Annotated in this window: 18 protein-coding genes and 1 tRNA gene; 16 read left to right on the top strand and 3 right to left on the bottom strand. The window is 42.3% G+C overall.

Features of this window, described 5'->3' with window-relative positions:
• Positions 1–61: 61 nt before the first annotated feature.
• The gene (eptA, locus tag NIASO_RS09555) at positions 62–1,609 is read right to left on the bottom strand and encodes a phosphoethanolamine--lipid A transferase EptA (protein ID WP_008585352.1); all 1,548 of its coding nucleotides are present in this window, start codon (positions 1,607–1,609) and stop codon (positions 62–64) included.
• Positions 1,596–2,480 (bottom strand): phosphatase PAP2 family protein, encoded by an 885-nt coding sequence (locus NIASO_RS09550; RefSeq protein ID WP_008585350.1) that lies wholly within the window; start codon positions 2,478–2,480, stop codon positions 1,596–1,598. The genes eptA and NIASO_RS09550 overlap by 14 nt, the downstream gene beginning before the upstream one ends.
• Before the next feature lie 299 nt (positions 2,481–2,779).
• On the opposite strand from NIASO_RS09550, the gene NIASO_RS09545 reads away from it, so the two are divergent.
• The 5 genes from NIASO_RS09545 to NIASO_RS09525 all read left to right on the top strand — a co-directional run bounded on the left by NIASO_RS09545 (position 2,780) and on the right by NIASO_RS09525 (position 6,213).
• Complete coding sequence (locus NIASO_RS09545) at positions 2,780–3,274, top strand: hypothetical protein (RefSeq protein ID WP_157547225.1); 495 nt, start codon at positions 2,780–2,782, stop codon at positions 3,272–3,274.
• Between the two features lie 228 nt (positions 3,275–3,502).
• Positions 3,503–3,859 carry a WYL domain-containing protein gene (locus NIASO_RS20675; RefSeq protein ID WP_008585346.1) on the top strand — a complete coding sequence of 119 codons (357 nt, stop codon included), beginning with the start codon at positions 3,503–3,505 and terminating at the stop codon, positions 3,857–3,859.
• Positions 3,860–3,931: 72 nt separating this feature from the next.
• Complete coding sequence (locus tag NIASO_RS09535; RefSeq protein WP_008585344.1) at positions 3,932–4,927, top strand: DUF1643 domain-containing protein; 996 nt, start codon at positions 3,932–3,934, stop codon at positions 4,925–4,927.
• Positions 4,908–5,531, top strand: a complete 624-nt coding sequence (locus NIASO_RS09530) for a hypothetical protein (RefSeq protein WP_008585342.1) — start codon at positions 4,908–4,910, stop codon at positions 5,529–5,531. The genes NIASO_RS09535 and NIASO_RS09530 overlap by 20 nt, the downstream gene beginning before the upstream one ends.
• The gene (locus tag NIASO_RS09525) at positions 5,515–6,213 is read left to right on the top strand and encodes a uracil-DNA glycosylase family protein (RefSeq protein ID WP_008585341.1); all 699 of its coding nucleotides are present in this window, start codon (positions 5,515–5,517) and stop codon (positions 6,211–6,213) included. The genes NIASO_RS09530 and NIASO_RS09525 overlap by 17 nt, the downstream gene beginning before the upstream one ends.
• Before the next feature lie 123 nt (positions 6,214–6,336).
• Here NIASO_RS09525 and NIASO_RS09520 read toward each other — a convergent pair.
• Positions 6,337–6,408, bottom strand: a tRNA-Glu gene (locus NIASO_RS09520).
• Between the two features lie 188 nt (positions 6,409–6,596).
• Here NIASO_RS09520 and gap point away from each other — a divergent pair.
• The 11 genes from gap to truA all read left to right on the top strand — a co-directional run bounded on the left by gap (position 6,597) and on the right by truA (position 16,064).
• A complete protein-coding gene (gene gap / locus NIASO_RS09515; protein WP_008585339.1) occupies positions 6,597–7,610 on the top strand; it encodes a type I glyceraldehyde-3-phosphate dehydrogenase in 1,014 nt (337 codons plus the stop codon).
• Between the two features lie 109 nt (positions 7,611–7,719).
• Positions 7,720–8,919: a phosphoglycerate kinase gene (locus NIASO_RS09510; RefSeq protein WP_008585337.1), complete on the top strand. Its 1,200-nt coding sequence runs from the start codon at positions 7,720–7,722 to the stop codon at positions 8,917–8,919.
• Positions 8,920–9,068: 149 nt separating this feature from the next.
• Positions 9,069–9,890, top strand: a complete 822-nt coding sequence (locus tag NIASO_RS09505) for a hypothetical protein (protein WP_052356505.1) — start codon at positions 9,069–9,071, stop codon at positions 9,888–9,890.
• Positions 9,891–10,021: 131 nt separating this feature from the next.
• Complete coding sequence (locus NIASO_RS09500; RefSeq protein ID WP_008585333.1) at positions 10,022–10,390, top strand: diacylglycerol kinase family protein; 369 nt, start codon at positions 10,022–10,024, stop codon at positions 10,388–10,390.
• A 10-nt stretch (positions 10,391–10,400) separates the two neighbouring features.
• Positions 10,401–10,868, top strand: coding sequence for a hypothetical protein (locus tag NIASO_RS09495; RefSeq protein WP_008585331.1), 468 nt, complete (start codon positions 10,401–10,403; stop codon positions 10,866–10,868).
• Between the two features lie 142 nt (positions 10,869–11,010).
• The gene (locus NIASO_RS09490) at positions 11,011–11,592 is read left to right on the top strand and encodes a LemA family protein (RefSeq protein ID WP_008585329.1); all 582 of its coding nucleotides are present in this window, start codon (positions 11,011–11,013) and stop codon (positions 11,590–11,592) included.
• Between the two features lie 18 nt (positions 11,593–11,610).
• Entirely contained in the window at positions 11,611–12,186 is a 576-nt protein-coding gene (locus NIASO_RS09485) for a LemA family protein (protein ID WP_008585328.1), read from the top strand.
• Between the two features lie 4 nt (positions 12,187–12,190).
• Complete coding sequence (locus NIASO_RS09480; RefSeq protein ID WP_008585326.1) at positions 12,191–12,655, top strand: TPM domain-containing protein; 465 nt, start codon at positions 12,191–12,193, stop codon at positions 12,653–12,655.
• 165 nt (positions 12,656–12,820) lie between these two features.
• Positions 12,821–13,621, top strand: coding sequence for a TPM domain-containing protein (locus NIASO_RS09475; RefSeq protein ID WP_008585324.1), 801 nt, complete (start codon positions 12,821–12,823; stop codon positions 13,619–13,621).
• 322 nt (positions 13,622–13,943) lie between these two features.
• Positions 13,944–15,308 carry a DUF4476 domain-containing protein gene (locus NIASO_RS09465; RefSeq protein WP_008585323.1) on the top strand — a complete coding sequence of 455 codons (1,365 nt, stop codon included), beginning with the start codon at positions 13,944–13,946 and terminating at the stop codon, positions 15,306–15,308.
• Between the two features lie 3 nt (positions 15,309–15,311).
• Entirely contained in the window at positions 15,312–16,064 is a 753-nt protein-coding gene (gene truA / locus NIASO_RS09460) for a tRNA pseudouridine(38-40) synthase TruA (protein WP_008585321.1), read from the top strand.
• The last annotated feature ends 914 nt before the right edge of the window (positions 16,065–16,978 follow it).

The following is a 16,978-nucleotide window of genomic DNA, read 5'->3' as shown; positions in this document are numbered from 1 at the left end:
AATTCCCGCTAATCATTTGTTTGCACTTTTTTTGGGTCAGCTCCTGTCAATCCTTTTCGTTCTAATTTTTGAAAATGTTCATCTTCTCATCATAAATAGGGCTTTGTATGCTCAGGAAATTCAACACACTGTGAAATACATAATTTTGGGTCAGGTCCTTATTGGGCTTGAGTTGCCTGGAACTATCGGATACCCAAACAATAAAAGGGATCTCGTACTGTTCCTTTGGCGCAATACTCAAAGGCACTCCATGCATATACAGATTTTTTTCTCCCAAAGATTCGCCATGATCCGAAACAAAGATCATCGTGCTTTTATACCCGCTTAATTGTTTCAGATCTTCAATTATATCGTGTAAGAGGTAATCTGTATAAACAATCGTATTGTCATAGGCGTTAATGAGCTCTTCTTTAGAACAATTTCCCAGTTCCACACTGTTGCAAACGGGTTTAAAAGTTTCAAATTGCGCGGGGTATTTCTTGCTGTAGGTAGGGCCATGGCTGGTACTGGTGTGCAGTACAACCAAAATTTTATTTTTTTTGCTGGCGGCTATTTGTTCCTTCAGACCGTTTAAAAGAACGCCATCGTAATTGCAACTATCGCCTTTGCAATCGCGCATTAAAGCATCTTTGTTTTGATAGTTTTGAATATGTACAGGAGGTTCTCCCCAGTTGGTGGTCCGCCAAATAACTTCTACATTATTCCGGTATAAATAATTGGGGAGGATTTCATAGAGCTCGTCGGTATGCGTGTGCTCTAAAATACACTTTACGCCTGCGGTGGTGTAGGTAGCACAGGAGGTGGCGTCAAAGTGAAATAAGTTGGGGGTTTGGGAAAGCAATGGGTTCGTATTTCTCGAATAGCCGTACAAAGAGAAATTTTCTCTTCTTGCCGATTCTCCTATAACCAGCACTACAACCGCTTTTTCGGTATCTTTTATCGTAGCGGTTGGCAATAAGATTTCTTTTTTATTTTTATCGTGCTGACGGACATAATGAATACCCGTATTTACAAAATAGCACCAGGGCATCGCAAGCCCGCCCAGTTGTTTTGAATTTTTATCGATCCACAACCAATTGCTTGCATTCAAAAATGCAATAATGATCATAAACAATAAAGCAAGCGAGGACGTGGTCAAAAAACGCTTCAGGGTTACAGTGATTATTTTTGCTTTAATGATGTAAATACTGGGGAGGATGCCCAATACAATTATGTATACAATCAACTTAATAGAAAAAAAACTGCTCGCTTCGCCGTAATCGGTATTGAGCACATTGCCCATCATAATTCCATCTATAATGACATGGTAAGTATTAACAAAGTAAAGGGCAATGGCATTGAGAATAAAAATGACAACCAATAAAAATTTTCCTACCACACGCGAGAGGAACAGGAATAAATAAAAAACAAAAGCATTAGCCACCAGCATTAAAATTATTAGACTTATAATTATGATAATGCCGTTCAATCTTTTATAGTCAACATTATTTACGACATAGGTGTAAAAGGGGAGGTGGAAGAACAGGAAATTCAGCACACTCATTAACAAAGCGAACTGCATTAACTTCAGGTTATTAAACCGCGCTAATTTCAATTTATTTTTTAGCATAAATAGTGATCGTTTTATAGAGTGAAACAAGCAGGCAGGCCAATGCCAGGTAGAATATTATCAGGTTTTCGTTAATTATTTTGCCAATTAATACAGCACCACCAATCAGAAATGCTAAAATAAATACCGGGTAGCATTTTTTATTGCCAACCCAGGTGAAAATTTTGTAGTTCCGACTGGTAAAAATACCTATAAGCCCCGAAATATATCCTGCAATACCACCCGTAATAACATCAAGCGGATAATGGGCGCCCACGCCGACTCTTGAAAACGCCACCAGCAGCCCGATGCTGCCCGCTAAAAAAAACCAGATGATTTTATTGTTCAGCTTTTGAGGAGCCAATGCAAACAGCAATACCGCAAGTACGGTAAAAATGGTGATGGAGTGCCCGGAAGGCGTACTGTTGAATCCGGACAATTTTTTCCCAACGATAATAAAACTGGTAGTATCAAATACCGCCGCAGGTCTTGGTACGGCAAACAGCGGTTTTAGCAAACTTGAAAATAAAAGAGAAACCAGCAAGCCAGGTAATAAAGCCTCCCAGATTCTTGGAGCATATATAATGAAAATACTTAAAAGCGATAAAGAGATCAGTGCATCTCCTATTTGGGTGAGATTAAACTGGAGGGTTGGATATTGTCCCAAACGGTGATTAATAAGAAGGAAGCAATCCTTTTGAATATGTGTGTATCCGTCAACAGATAAAGCCCCCTGGCTGTAAAGAAATAAGATAATGGCAGTCAATAAAATAAGGGGGAATAAAAACAGGATGCTGCTGAGCCTGGCATAATTGTTAGTGACAAGGGTATTCAGCGGGCCCGGTGTTCCCATCCACTTGTTAAAAACCGTAAGTCTTTTTTGATCGTCCATATTGTACACCTTGCAAAACGAATAAAGATCGGAACAATTTGGGATAAAGTGGGGATTTTATAGGGATAATTACGAGGGGGCGGCTCAGGCGAAAATAGGAATAACCAGCGAACCGGATATTTTAACGCTGAAGGGGGCTGTTACCAGTATATCTATACATAAATGGCCTGACTTAGCACTTGTATATTGTCTGCAAACTGTTCCTAAATTCCTTTGATTTACAAAATTTGATGCTTTAAATTGCGTTTAAAATGATTGCGAAGGGGCATCCCTCTTGAACTCAACCCAATTGATTTGACATGACAGCTCATCCCAGGAAATCGGAGATACTCCTGCATCTTTACTCAAGGCTTCAACAATCGCCTTGTACGATGGCGATCTTCAGAGATTGGAAAAGAAAACAAGGATATGATTTCTCAGACAGGACACTTTATCGGTATTTGAATGAGTTGTCCGAGAGTTTGAAAATTCAGGGACAGGAAATTGAAGTGTACACTGGGGAATTCAACAAAAAGACCTGGAAGATCGTGCATGCTCAAGGTGCAAAGGAGTTGAACATTTCGGACATCAACGCTCATTTTTTGTCAAAGGTCTTTGTTCCCAAAGATATTTTGAAGATCAAAAAATCATCCTTCATCAAATTTGAAAACCAGTTTCATGAGCGAAACAGTAAATCAAGACTTGAATACTCTGTTGATGCTTTCAGTATGGGATTAGACAGTAGCGGATTTTACGAAATGCAATATTCAAAAGAGCAGTTGGAGATTATAGAACAAGTAATTTGGGCTATTTAAAACAAAAGAAAAATTGTCGTAGAAAAACTCAATGATTACTTCGACTCAGAAACAGACAGGGTTTTTGAAAAAGATATACTCTATCCGCTTTCATTATTAAACCATAGAGGACTGTTACATCTATGTGCCTATAATGAAACAGACAAAAAAATTGTTGTAGTCGGCTTTGATGCTTTTTTACAACTGAGTTTAACAAATGACATCTTTAAGCCGAACAGGTACATTGAAATGTATAATCAATTTACCAAAACGCATTTTGGCGTATCACAAAATATTGATGAAAAAGTTTATCAAATCGAATTGGAAATTGACCAGGTAACAGGGCATTATATCAGCCTCTTCTTTTGGCATTATGATCAAAGATTTGAGCTCAGGAAAAATAAGAAATTCAGGATGACCTTTTCTTGTGCTTTAAATGGGGAACTGGTTGGCTGGGTCATTCAATGGATGAATAATGTTCGTGTGGTGAAGCCCAAAGCTTTACTCACTCTTGTGAACAAAATTCATCAGGAATGCATTGATTTCAATAATCATAACCCTTCGCTCAAACACCGCACGTTGTTTTGGAAAGAAAACGCCAGGTGATTCGTTTGACAGAATTTGACACAGCGATTCCATAATTTTATGTGCAGATGAAATAACTATCTGCCTATAAAAATGAAAGAAATTACTGTTTTTTCACCCGATAGAAAGTATCGATATCAGCTTGTCAGGATTTTTGATGAAACCCGCCCTCTTGTGGCGTTTTTAGGAGATCATCCGTTCCCAAGAGAGCGGGCAATATTGCAAAAACATGAGGCATACGCTAAAGAAAACGGTTTTGGTGGGTTTGTTGTTGGAAATTTATTTGCACTAATATCAAACATTCGTGAATTCCGTTATCAGGAAGATTCTATTGGATTAGATAACGATAAGCATCTTGCCAATATTATTGCTAATGTAGCTAAAATGGTTCCTTGTTGGAAGGATAGAACTCCCAAAAGCAAGTATCTTGATTTAGCGCCGAATGGTAAAAAAGATTCGCTCGATCGGGAATCCCGGGTCTATGACCTATTTTTTAGGCCTTATTCTTATAAAATGGGTAAGCCCTGGGCCCCACGCCTTCAAACACATTTAAACAGTGCGAAAAACACGAAGAAGCTATTCTTTATGGTTCATAAAAAAAGCATGCTTAAAAGGGCGCTCCCCTTAGGATTTGATAACCTGGTAAAACTCGAAAAAGGGATATATAATTGTCATTTGGATGAAGAAATACTGCGAGCTGCACCCAGGTATCTGACAAGCGACCAACTGAATCATTTTAGAGAAACCAATATTACAGATGTTGTGCAGTCAATCATAACTGTTTCTTCTTCAGAAGATTTTTGTCTTGATCTGCATCTGTTTGTAAGATATGATATAAAAACCCCAGTAGGACAATTTAATTACTATTACTGTAATGATTTTGTAAATTCCCAAACAAACTTGAATACACTTTTCTGGTCAATAGCAGATACCACCGGTTATCACCTATGGGATCTTCTCAAGCCAATAATGAAACAGTTTGCGCAATTGAGAAACAAACTTCAGCCCGGGTACACGCTCTATTTTAGAAATCAACAGGGGGAAACCATCTTTTTCATAAAAAATAAAAATGTACAAGCCAAACTATAAATACCTTAATGAAATTTACATTGATAAAATCATTTTCGAACCAGGCCCTCTGGAATCGGATGTTACCATCTTTGGGTATATAAAAGACAATATTGATCCCGAAGTGTACAACCCTGCTGATTACTGTTGTGATTTTAGTTTGCTAAACGATTTGCTAGCAATAGCAGGAGAAAGCGCTGAGCCAATTATAGATGCTATCGCCACAAAACTGAACGCCCCTGGTATTGAGGATCCGATTGTTATTGATTTGGAGGAAATTGCTATAGCGCCGCTAAAAATTGACTTTATAAATTTGAAAGTATACAAGCCAAAAGAGTTGAATGCAGATGGCAAATGGATGGAAGACGACAATGATAGTTTTTATTTAATTGAGAGTCTTGAGTCTGGATTGTATTTTGGTAGTGACGGCAAGGAACATAACTATTATAAGGATTTGATGGCCGATTATATGATTCTTTTAAGTAACCAGTATGCACTTTACAGGGAATTTTGTTCGATAGGTTTATCTGAAAAGCGTTCGAGGAAAAAAAGTGGCTTATCGGACGATATACTTTTTAAATTAGCATTTTTAAACTTTAAAATAACAAATGATGAAACCAATTGAGCTTATTGAGCAGTATGAGAATTTTTGTAAGGAAACCAATGATTTAGGAAAAATATTTGAGAACTCGGGAATAGAAAACAAATATAAAAAACTGGATTTTGGATTTTTCCCATTGGGGTCCGGCGTGTTTGAGAATCCAACAGATTTTCAGAATGCAAAATTGAAAAAGTGCAAGGTTATGGTTGTTGGAAACGATTTTGGAACCAAAAAGTATCTGGTAGGCTGTATTGAAAAAGGAAGGCGAGAATCGGATAAGAATCCAACAATAAGAAACCTTAAGGAAAAGTTAGGTTTGGATTTGTCGGAAACCTTCTTCACCAATTTGCATTTGGGTGTACGCAAAGATGGAACAAACACAAAGCGAGCAACCCCCTTAACAGATAAGTATAAACAATTTTGTTTTGAGTTTTTAGTAAAGCAGATAAAACTCGTTAACCCAAAATTTATTTTATGCCTTGGCCATGAAGTCCGTTTGGCATTAGCGGAGTATTCAGACAATTTTACTTGCTGGAAAGGAAAAAGTTTGACGCTTAAGAAATTGTTCGCAACAGCTAATGCGTTTCAAATAGGGGTGAACGATAACAAATTCGGAAACAGGATATTCTTAATAGTTCCGCACCCTTGCGATTCAAGAAATTTTATGGATGGGTATATAAACCGGATCCTTGCGATCATTAAATAAGCTTAATCATTTTTATACTAAATTTCGCATGGGCTTTATTTTTCACTGGATCCCTAATCTTTCAAAAAGGTAGGGGAAAAGAAAAAGGGGACCTTCAAAATTCCTCTGAAAATCCCCTTTTAGTACCGCGTACGGGAATCGAACCCGTGATTCATCCGTGAAAGGGATGCGTCTTAACCCCTTGACCAACGCGGCATACCCGTTTTTTGGGAGTGCAAAGATAATGGTCCGGCACATTACCGCCAAAAAAAAATTAAAAAATAATCGGTTTTTAATAAATGTCAGGGAAAAATCGAAATTCTTTAATATGTATTCCATACAAAATACTGTAACTTTACGCCTCCAAAAAAAGTTCTTACTTAACTAAATTTATTTACACAACTATGAGTACAGTAAAAGTTGCCATCAACGGCTTCGGAAGAATCGGCCGTTTGGCGTATCGTCAGATCTACAACCAACAAGGTATCGACGTTGTTGCGATCAATGATCTGACCAGCCCTAAAGTATTAGCACACCTGTTAAAATACGACTCTGCTCAGGGTGGCTTTAAACAAGACGTAAAAGCTACTGAAAATTCAATCATCGTTGATGGTCATGAAGTAAAAATATACGCACAAAAAGATCCTTCACAAATTCCCTGGGGAGATCATGATGTGGATGTAGTACTGGAGTGTACAGGATTCTTTACAGATAAAGCAAAAGCAGAAGCACATATCGCTGCCGGCGCAAAACGCGTAGTGATCTCAGCTCCCGCAACCGGCGATCTGAAAACCGTAGTATTTAATGTAAACCATGATATCCTGGACGGTAGCGAAACCGTTATCAGTTGCGCTTCTTGCACTACCAACTGTCTGGCGCCAATGGCGAAAGTGCTGGATGATACTTATGGCATCGAGCTGGGTATCATGACCACCATTCACGCGTATACCAATGATCAGAATACCTTAGATGCACCGCATCCAAAAGGTGACCTGAGAAGAGCGCGGGCGGCTGCAGCGAACATCGTTCCCAACAGCACCGGTGCTGCAAAAGCTATTGGTTTGGTATTGCCTAACCTGAAAGGAAAACTGGATGGCAGCGCACAGCGTGTTCCAACCATCACCGGCTCTATCACTGAGTTGAATGTGATCCTGAAAAAAGCGGCTACAACTGAAGAAATTAACGCAGCTATGAAAGCAGCGGCTAATGAAAGCTTTGGTTACAACGAAGACGAGATCGTAAGCAGCGATGTTATCGGAACGCACTACGGATCTTTATTCGACGCTACTTTAACAAAAGTAATGACCGTAGGAGACAAGCACATTGTACGTACTGTATCCTGGTATGATAATGAAATGAGCTATGTATCGCAACTGGTACGTACCGTTGATTATTTTGCTAAACTGATCAGCAAGTAATTCAACAATAAAAGGCTAAGGCGGAACACTTCGTTCCGCTTTTGTTTTTTTAAGACCAGTGAGGTTTTTTAAAACCTCACTGGTCTCTTCCAAACTTTAAACTTTTCGTATGTCAAAATTTTCAGATTACAATTTTAAAGATCAGAAAGCGCTGGTGCGCGTTGATTTCAACGTGCCGCTGAATGATAAAATGGAGATTACTTCCGATGCGCGTATGAAGGCGGCAGTGCCTACCATAAAAAAGATCCTGGCGGACGGCGGTAAAGTGATTTTAATGAGTCACCTCGGTCGCCCCAAAAACGGACCGGAAGATAAATTTTCGCTCCGCCACCTGGTAAATCACCTCAGCGCATTACTGGGCGGAACCACCGTTCTGTTTGCGAATGATTGTATTGGCGAGCAGGCCTATTTAACCGCCGATATGATGCGCCCGGGTGAAGTATTGTTGCTGGAAAACCTGCGTTTTTATAAGGAAGAAGAAAAAGGTGACGAAGCCTTTGCGGAAAAATTGAGCAAACTGGGGGACGTATATGTGAACGACGCTTTCGGTACCGCGCACCGGGCCCATGCTTCCACGGCGATCATCGCGAAATTTTTCCCGGCCGACAAAAAAATGTTCGGACTGCTGATGGAAAATGAAGTCAGCAGCGCACAGAAAGTATTGAACCAGAGCAACAAGCCCTTTGTTGCCATCCTGGGCGGAGCAAAGGTTTCCGACAAAATACTCATCATTGAGAACCTGATGGAAAAAGCCACCGATATTATCATCGGCGGCGGTATGGCCTATACTTTCTATAAAGCAATGGGAGGAAAGATCGGAGCCTCGCTTTGTGAGGAAGACCGCCTGGGTACCGCAAAGGAGATCCTGGAAAAGGCTAAAGAAAAAAATGTATGCATTCACCTGCCGGGCGACAGCATCATTGCCAATAAATTCGCTGAAGATGCAGATGTGTCCGAAGCCTTAAGCAACACGATCCCTGATGGTTGGATGGGATTGGATATTGCCGGTGAGGCAAGAGCCCAGTTCAGCAACGTGATAAAAAAAGCAAAAACTATTTTGTGGAACGGACCCATGGGCGTTTTTGAAATGGCAAAATTCCAGGGCGGTACCAAGGCTATTGCGGAAGCAGTAGTGGAAGCAACACAGAACGGCGCCTTCTCCTTAGTAGGCGGTGGCGATAGTGTGGCGGCTGTAAACAAATTCGGCTTTGCCGATAAGGTAAGCTATGTTTCAACAGGTGGCGGCGCCATGCTGGAATTTTTCGAAGGAAAAGTGTTGCCCGGTATCGCGGCAATCGAAGAAGCATAAAAGCTATATCTTTATTTTAATTGTTTTAGAAGTGCGGGGCTTTCGGGTCCCGCATCTTTGTTATACATTTGCCTTCTTTTATAACAATCATGAAATACTGCTCCAAACAAACCTGCTGCCGCCAGGCCCCTGCTATCCGGATAAAACGCATGCTTCTAGTCTGTTTATTTGTCAATCTGTCTATCTGTAGTCAAGCGCAGAAAATTACCAACGAGCTCCAGGGCTATTATTATGAAAAAACGGATAGCTCCCTATATCATTTTTTTGTATTCGACGGAAACGGAAAGGTAAATATCAGCGGTTATGATGAAGGCCTGTATTTTCAAAAAGGAGATACGGTCATTGTATACCCGGATAAAAGCATTTTTAAATTCCTGCTAAAGGATCACAAGTTGTATGGGGTGTCCGATTGGGTGGCAAACGGGGTTTGGGATTTCAATCCGGATACGATAGTCGCGGGAAAAAGAACCAACCCCATTCAAGCGGATCGTACAGCGAACCTGTTGTCTCAATATTACGAGCTGACCGCGAAAAGCCCGTGGGCCTTTTTGGATGATAGTACGGGAGGGTATTCCACAGCATTAAAAACGCTTTGCGACAGCGGCCTGTCAAAGGCCTGCCTGGACCTTGCCGGGTTGAAGATCACGGAGCAACTGGGCGGGGTGGCGGCGCTTTTAAAAGGGGCGCCGGTGGCTAAAAAACAGCAACCTGATCCCACAATTATGAAAATCCTTCAGGATGCAATTCGGACCGGAGACGCAAATGGCTATGCTGTTTTAGGATCCTATCATGCCTTGCTGGGAGATTTGGATAGGGCGAAGGATATTTATGAACAGGGCAATTCCCTGGGTTGTAAAAAATGCGCCCTGGCGCTGTTTTCGATGGAATTGGAAAAAGAAACTCAGAAATTGGAAGCTCCCAATAAAAAGAAACCCATCAAAAGGCCTGTTACGTCGTCAAAGAAGAAATAGGCAACTGATTAAATCTTTGTGAGTCTGTAAAATAGAATTTTTCGTGTGCATACTTCTGTGTTTCAGCGCCTCTGTGGCTAATTTTCGTAGCCAGGAGCATTTAGTATAGCTTTGCGGCAACATTTACACCCATGTCGTCCGTATTAAAAAAGATCCTTCGCAGCTTCGGGTACGCCTTTAACGGGCTGCGGGAAGCAGTTCGTTCGGAACTGAATTTTCGCATTCACCTGTTTGCCGCTGTTTTAATAATACTTGTATGCAGGTTCCTGGGAGTCTCCAAAATAGAATGGCTGCTGGTTATTATCTGCATCAGCACTGTAATGGCGTTGGAGCTGATAAACACCGCCATAGAAAAATTATGCGATTTTGTATCTCCAGAAAAGCGCCCCGCTATTAAGATCATAAAAGACCTTTCGGCGGCAGCCGTGCTCATTGCTGCTATTGGAGCGCTGCTGATCGGGATGTTTATTGTACTCCCCAAAATCATAGCACGATTATAAATTTCCTTGTATGACAAAAATGTTTTTTTATATAGGTTTCATAATTATAGTTGCTGCATGCACCAATCCGGGTAAACAGCCAGAAAATAAACCTTCTGAAGTAACCCTCACAAAAGCGGGTATGGCTATTTCAGAGGATACAGCAAAGCTGGCAAAGTTGATTGACCTGCATACCTATCCGCCGGAAATGGCAACTTTTAAATGGAATGGAGCCAATACCAATGGCCTGGAAGCGGTTTTATTTTATGATGAAAAGATTTATGGCGCGATCCTGACCGCCTATATGAATGCCAGCTTTCCCAAAGGAAATTATACTAAAGAACAATTTGATTTTCCCTGGCTGGACAGCGCACAACATGCCGAACTACAGTTAAGTAAGCCCGACTATACCGGCAACCCGGATATTTTTCTGGGCACCAGCGGAAAAGGAAGGTTATGGTTCCTGGATAAAAAAGTATTGCTGAAGGTACAGCCGTGAGTAAATGCAGGTCAGTTCGCCGGCATTTGAGATTCGTTTGCCGATATTATGCCTTATTATTAAGAATAGAATGCTGAATTGAATAACTTACAGTTGTTTTACTATAAATTTGGTTAAATAAAAAACACTAAAACAAAAAAGTATGAAAGGAATTACACTGGTAATAGTCGTTCTCCTGGTTATTGTAGGCTTTATGGGATGTAACGGGTATAATGGTCTGGTGAAAGAACAGGAAAACGTAAATAATGCCTGGAATAACGTTCAGGCAGAGTACCAGCGCCGGAATGACCTGGTAGGCAACCTGGTAAACACCGTAAAAGGCGCGGCTAATTTTGAGCAAAAAACATTAACCGATGTGATCAATGCGCGTGCAAAAGCAACATCCGTAAATATCAAGGCTGATGATCTGACTCCTGAAAATATGGCCAAGTTTCAGGCGGCACAAGGAGAAATGAGCAGCGCTTTAAGCCGCTTGTTGGCGGTAGTGGAAAACTATCCGCAGTTAAAAGCGACCGATAACTTCAAACAATTACAGGGACAACTGGAAAGCATTGAAAATGATATCCGCGCCAAACGCCAGAGTTTCAACCAGACTGTTCAGTCTTATAATACAAAAGTTCGTTCTTTCCCGATGAATATACTGGGCGGAATGTTTGGCTTCCACGCCAAGGAAGGATTTAAGGCGGATCCCGGAGCAGACAAAGCACCAACTGTTCAGTTTTAATTTATATAGGACCCGGTTTTGAAACGATCTTATCTATACGGTATTGCTGCGGCAGTAATTGTATTATTGTATGGAATTATCTCCTACAATAAATTGGTGAAAAAGCAGGAAAATGTGCAACAGAAATGGAGTGAAGTGCAAAGTACTTACCAGCGCCGGCTGGATCTGACGCCCAACCTGGTAAATGTGGTCAAAGGCCTGAGCAATTTTGAGCATAATACGTTTGTGGCGGTTGCCGACGCACGCAATAAGGCCATGCAGGGAACGGGAAGCGACTTGAACGCTGCCAATTATAACAAACAATCGGCTTTGCAGGATTCATTGGCAGCGGCATCCAACCGGATGATCATTTCTATCGAAAAATATCCCGAACTGCACGGAACGGAAGCCTACCGCGGCCTGCAAACGCAGTTGGAAGGCAACGAACGGCGGATAAAAGTGGCGCGGGAAGATTTTAATGCAGCCGTTGCCGATTATAATAAAACGGTGCGCAGTTTTCCCACAAACCTGAGCGCCGGCATGTTGGGGTTTAAAGCAATGGACGGATTTAAAGCAGATCCCGGCGCCGACAAAAATGTTGAAATAAAATTCTGAGCACATGTCGTTTCCTCTCTTTAATAAAAAACCGGAAAGCGTAATCAGCGATAGCGAGAAGGAGCAGATCGTAAATGCGATCCGCACCGCTGAAAGCCGCACCAGTGGTGAAATACGGGTGTATATCGAAAATCGCAACAAATATGTGGATCCGGTAGACCGTGCGGCTGAAGTGTTTTTCAAACTGAAGATGGACGCCACCCGGGAACGTAATGGCGTATTATTATATGTGGCATTGAAGGACCGGCAGCTAGCCATTTTTGGCGATGAAGGCATTTACAATAAAACCGGCCGGGAGTATTGGAGCGGGCTGGTGCGCCACATCCTGGGGCATTTTAATAAAAAGGATTTTGCAGCGGGTATCAGTGAATATGTGCAGCAGATCGGTGAGGGCCTGCATAATTTTTTCCCCTACGACCGGGAAACCGATCATAACGAATTGCCGGATGATATTGTTTTTGGCAGCTAGGTTCATTTAAAAACGATATTGCATGACTAAAGTCTCTGCAGATTATCGCCGGTCCGGCAGGAGTATCTCTGCGTCCCGATGGCTATCGGGATCTGCGCTATCTGCGGGAAAAGATCAGCATTTAAAACTTACAAATAGATTTTTAAAAAGGTTTTTAGGTAATTTATGAAAAAACTTTTTCTCCTTTCTTTTCTATTGGTTTCACTATTGTCGTTCGGACAAATTGAAAAAGATATTCCGGCACCACCCAACCCGCCCCGGCTGGTGAATGATTTTACCGGTCATTTTCTTACACCTGAACAAAACCAGGAGCTGGAACGGAAACTGGTGGCCTATGATGACAGCACGTCTAACCAGATAGCCGTTGTTATTGTAGACGACCTGAAAGGGCATTCCAGAGACGATTATGCCATCGCCCTTGGCAGGAAATGGGGTGTTGGCGGGCAGAAAAAGGCCGGCAACGGCGTTGTTATTTTAATAAACACCGGCGAAAAAGACGGGCAGAGCAACCGCGGGCTCTTTATTGCACCGGGTTATGGACTGGAAAGCGCCATTACGGACCTGGTGGCGTCACAGATCGTAGATCAGATCATTATCCCGGAATTTAAAAGCGGGCAGAATTACCGTGGACTACAGGAGGGCACGGATGCCATCATCCAGGCGGCCGCCGGTAAGTTCAAAGCGCCGGATGACTACCATCAGGGTAAGGGAGGTGTAGGTGCCGGAATGATCCTCTTGGTCGTTATTGTTGTTATCGTCTTTGTGATTTTTATGAGCCGTGGAGGTGGTAATAATGGTGGTTATGTATCACGCAGGGGATTCCAGGGTGGCCCGTGGATCTTCCCCGGGGGATGGTCTGGTGGGGGTGGAGGCGGTGGCTGGTCCGGCGGCGGTGGCGGGGGCGGTGGCTTCGGCGGTTTTGGAGGGGGAAGCTTCGGAGGTGGCGGTGCCGGTGGCAGTTGGTAGTAATGTTTTTAATAAGATAATTGATTAAGACTGATAGGATTATCGGTCTTTTTTGTGTCAGGCCCGGGGATCTCACAAGGCTTTGTCAAAGACGAAGCGGGGACCGAACTTCCTTTTTCTGGGATCCCGATATGGGTCTGCGCTGATCGGCGAAAAAAATCCGCGAAAATCTGCGGGAAATTTAATGTTATCGACAAGGCTGTATTGTTTGCTCAAAAGTATAATTTGAGCGTTTTCCGGGAACAAATGTTTACCTTAGTGCCGGATTTATTTGTAAGCTGATTTTTCTTTTATTTTTGTCTGATAGACTAATACATACTTTATGAACAAGCGTTTTTTACTGGCGATCCTTTTCCTTTTAACCGGCTACCTGTCTTTTGCTCAATACACCGTTCAATCCAAATATTTTGTTTACCTGCAAACGGAACCGGCGCAGCCGTTTTATATCAGGATAAACGGGCAAAAAATTGACGCCAATTCCTCGGGTTACCTGATCCTTCCCCAGTTAAAAGATGGCGATTACCGGCTTACAGTGGGATTCCCGGATAACAAAACGCCCGAAATGAATTTTAAATTCAATGTTGACTCGAAAGATAAAGGATATCTGATCAAAAATTTTGGGGCAGAAGGATGGTCTTTATTTGATTTGCAGACTATGGCGGTTCAAAAACCCCTGAGCGCTGCAGATGCGGCAGCTCTTGCCAAAGCGGAAGCACCCCTGCCCAAGCCACAGCGCCGGCGCGAACAGAAGCAGGAACAACAGCAACAAGCCCCGCAACAGCAGGCACCTCAGCAGCAAGCTGCTGCCCCGGCTGCGGTTGCTCAAACGCCTGCTGCTGCGCCCAAACCTGCAACAACTCCCGTAAACAGTAACGCAAGCAGCTTTACACAAACTCTTTCAAAAGCCACCAATGATCCCAGTATACTGGAACAACCCAAAGAAGAAGAAAAGCCCGTTGTAAAAGCGGCGCCCAACCCCGAACCCCCTAAAGAAGTGGTGAATGAAGCGGCAAAAACGGCGCCTGTGGTTGCGGAAAAACAGGCTGCAGCGCCCCAAAAGGAAAGTCCGGCGCCTTCTGTTAAGCCCGGCAAAGATGCAGTGGTGAAAATATCCCAGCATTCTTCAGGTACAGGTATCGTTGCAGTATATGAAGACAGAAGTACAGGTTCCGGTCCGGAGCAGATCGAAATAACCATTCCGGCTACAGAAAATAGTGGCGCCGGAGCAGCAGCACCGGTGGTAGAGGCCGCACCCGCAACAGCAGCCCCGGAAAATACCACCGGTAAATTTGTAGTGGAAGAAAAACCGGCTATCCGCCAAAATGCAGATGGGTCGGGAACTTCCGGGAAAAGAAAAAATAAAAGTGAGCCGGTTGCCGAAAAAGGAGCGCCCTCCGGAAATTGTAAATCGGTTGCTACAGAGGATGATTTCCTGGCACTGCGCAGGGATATGGCAGCTAAAGATAATGACGACAAAATGATTGAAGAGGCAAAAAGAGCCTTCCGGAATAAATGTTACTCGGTAAGCCAGGTAAAATATATCAGCAGTATGTTTTTGTCCAATGCCGGCAAGTATAATTTGTTTGAAGCCGCAAAAACGCATCTGGTAGACCCTGAGAATTTTTCCTCCCTGCAATCAGAACTGAAAGATTCGTATTATGCCGATAAATTTAATGCGCTGAAATAGGCCATGCGTTATTTTTTGGAAGTAAGCTATAAGGGAACCCGTTACAGCGGATTCCAGATCCAGCAAACCGGCAGCACCATTCAGGGAGCGATCCAGAAAGCGCTTTCTATTTTTTTAAAGCAGCCGCTTGTGCTGACCGGCTCTTCCAGAACAGACAGCGGCGTGCATGCCCAACAGAATTTTTTTCATTTCGACTGCGTGCAGTCGTTCGACCCCAATTGGATCTATAACCTGAACGCGATACTCCCCGCGGACATCGTCATAAAAAACATTTTTGAAGTACCACCCGATGCGCATAGCCGGTTTGACGCCGGCAGCAGGAGTTATCAATATAATCTGTACCGGTTTAAAAACCCGTTTTTGGCGGATACCGCCTATTATTTCCCCTATAAGTTAGATGAGGAGGAACTGCAAACAGCCGCTACACTGATTAAGGAATACACTGATTTTACCAGTTTCTCAAAAAAAAATACACAGGTCAAAACCTGCCAGTGCACTATTATCGAAAGCCAATGGGGTACAACGGAATACGGATTGTATTACCAGGTTACCGCCAACCGTTTTTTACGGGGGATGGTGCGTGCCCTGGTAGCTACCATGCTTAAGGTAGGGCGGGGGCGCCTATCGATGGATGGGTTCCGGCAGTTGCTGGAGACCCCCCGTTTTGGAGCCGCTTTTTTTGACGCGCCAGCGCACGGGCTCACGCTCATGAAGGTTAATTACCCTGATGATATATTATTGAATGTCGGTTTCTGACACTTTTAAGCTGCTGTTCATTATCCTTGGAATAATGCATTGTCAATAATAGCCCGCACAAAGAGTTGTTTATTAATATAGGGCTCTAATTTTTATTAAGTGATTCATTCTGTTCTGTTTTTTCTCTCACTTTTTTCCCCGATTGATCGGGAATAAAAGAGTGAGCAATCCCGAATGCTTTCGGGAAAAAAGTAGAAAAATAAAGCAACCAATGATTGTAGGAACGATGTATACTTAGAGGCTTAATGCGTCTATCCAGGAGTTCCGCCTTTTCTGTGTTTCTGAATGCTCACGGAAACGGCATTGATTCATTATAGAGAAGCAAGGTTTTAATTAGTGGCGCCAGACAAAACCCTGAATGGACGGGCTTTTTAGCAACAATATCTAATATTTTAAAAAAAAGCGTGAAATAAGTTTTGTAGTTTCAAAAACTGTTCTATATTTGCACTCCGTTTGTGAAACGGGGTAGTTCTCTGAGAAGAAATAAAGGTTACAAAAACGCTGAAACGCCCATAGGGCTTATGATTGAAAGCGTTTATACATAATGAATTCTATAGAGGTTTCCTCGTTGGCAATTCCGCTTATACATACCACTCCCATTCAAAAAAATAGTTGAAAATTTATCCTGTTTTTTTGTAAAAATTAGAAATAAATATTCTATCTTTGCAGTCCGCTTTTTTAAAAAGCAGCGCATTTTCTTGGGTTCCTTTTCTGGAAATATAGTTGGTAAGTTCTTCAAATACAGATAGTTGGTTTCTTGATCTTGCAAAATTATTTTCAAAATAATTTTGCTGATTTGAAAACAAATGCGTATCTTTGCAACCCCAAAATAACGGGTTTAGTTCTTAAAAATAGCTGATAATGATCGATAGGGGTCGTACTGGTTCGAGACCGGGTTATCAACAGAGATCGGG

Source organism: Niabella soli DSM 19437, from assembly GCF_000243115.2.
Classification (GTDB): Bacteria; Bacteroidota; Bacteroidia; order Chitinophagales; family Chitinophagaceae; genus Niabella; species Niabella soli.
This window is presented reverse-complemented; position numbering and strand designations above follow the sequence as displayed.

What these genes read in the sequence shown, in the direction of transcription:
- eptA (WP_008585352.1), bottom strand. Translation starts at nt 1,609, where the DNA reads ATGCTAAAAAATAAATTGAAATTAGCGCGGTTTAATAACCTGAAGTTA.
- NIASO_RS09550 (WP_008585350.1), bottom strand. Translation starts at nt 2,480, where the DNA reads ATGGACGATCAAAAAAGACTTACGGTTTTTAACAAGTGGATGGGAACA.
- NIASO_RS09545 (WP_157547225.1), top strand. Translation starts at nt 2,780, where the DNA reads ATGACAGCTCATCCCAGGAAATCGGAGATACTCCTGCATCTTTACTCA.
- NIASO_RS20675 (WP_008585346.1), top strand. Translation starts at nt 3,503, where the DNA reads ATGTATAATCAATTTACCAAAACGCATTTTGGCGTATCACAAAATATT.
- NIASO_RS09535 (WP_008585344.1), top strand. Translation starts at nt 3,932, where the DNA reads ATGAAAGAAATTACTGTTTTTTCACCCGATAGAAAGTATCGATATCAG.
- NIASO_RS09530 (WP_008585342.1), top strand. Translation starts at nt 4,908, where the DNA reads ATGTACAAGCCAAACTATAAATACCTTAATGAAATTTACATTGATAAA.
- NIASO_RS09525 (WP_008585341.1), top strand. Translation starts at nt 5,515, where the DNA reads ATGATGAAACCAATTGAGCTTATTGAGCAGTATGAGAATTTTTGTAAG.
- gap (WP_008585339.1), top strand. Translation starts at nt 6,597, where the DNA reads ATGAGTACAGTAAAAGTTGCCATCAACGGCTTCGGAAGAATCGGCCGT.
- NIASO_RS09510 (WP_008585337.1), top strand. Translation starts at nt 7,720, where the DNA reads ATGTCAAAATTTTCAGATTACAATTTTAAAGATCAGAAAGCGCTGGTG.
- NIASO_RS09505 (WP_052356505.1), top strand. Translation starts at nt 9,069, where the DNA reads ATGCTTCTAGTCTGTTTATTTGTCAATCTGTCTATCTGTAGTCAAGCG.
- NIASO_RS09500 (WP_008585333.1), top strand. Translation starts at nt 10,022, where the DNA reads ATGTCGTCCGTATTAAAAAAGATCCTTCGCAGCTTCGGGTACGCCTTT.
- NIASO_RS09495 (WP_008585331.1), top strand. Translation starts at nt 10,401, where the DNA reads ATGACAAAAATGTTTTTTTATATAGGTTTCATAATTATAGTTGCTGCA.
- NIASO_RS09490 (WP_008585329.1), top strand. Translation starts at nt 11,011, where the DNA reads ATGAAAGGAATTACACTGGTAATAGTCGTTCTCCTGGTTATTGTAGGC.
- NIASO_RS09480 (WP_008585326.1), top strand. Translation starts at nt 12,191, where the DNA reads ATGTCGTTTCCTCTCTTTAATAAAAAACCGGAAAGCGTAATCAGCGAT.
- NIASO_RS09475 (WP_008585324.1), top strand. Translation starts at nt 12,821, where the DNA reads ATGAAAAAACTTTTTCTCCTTTCTTTTCTATTGGTTTCACTATTGTCG.
- NIASO_RS09465 (WP_008585323.1), top strand. Translation starts at nt 13,944, where the DNA reads ATGAACAAGCGTTTTTTACTGGCGATCCTTTTCCTTTTAACCGGCTAC.
- truA (WP_008585321.1), top strand. Translation starts at nt 15,312, where the DNA reads ATGCGTTATTTTTTGGAAGTAAGCTATAAGGGAACCCGTTACAGCGGA.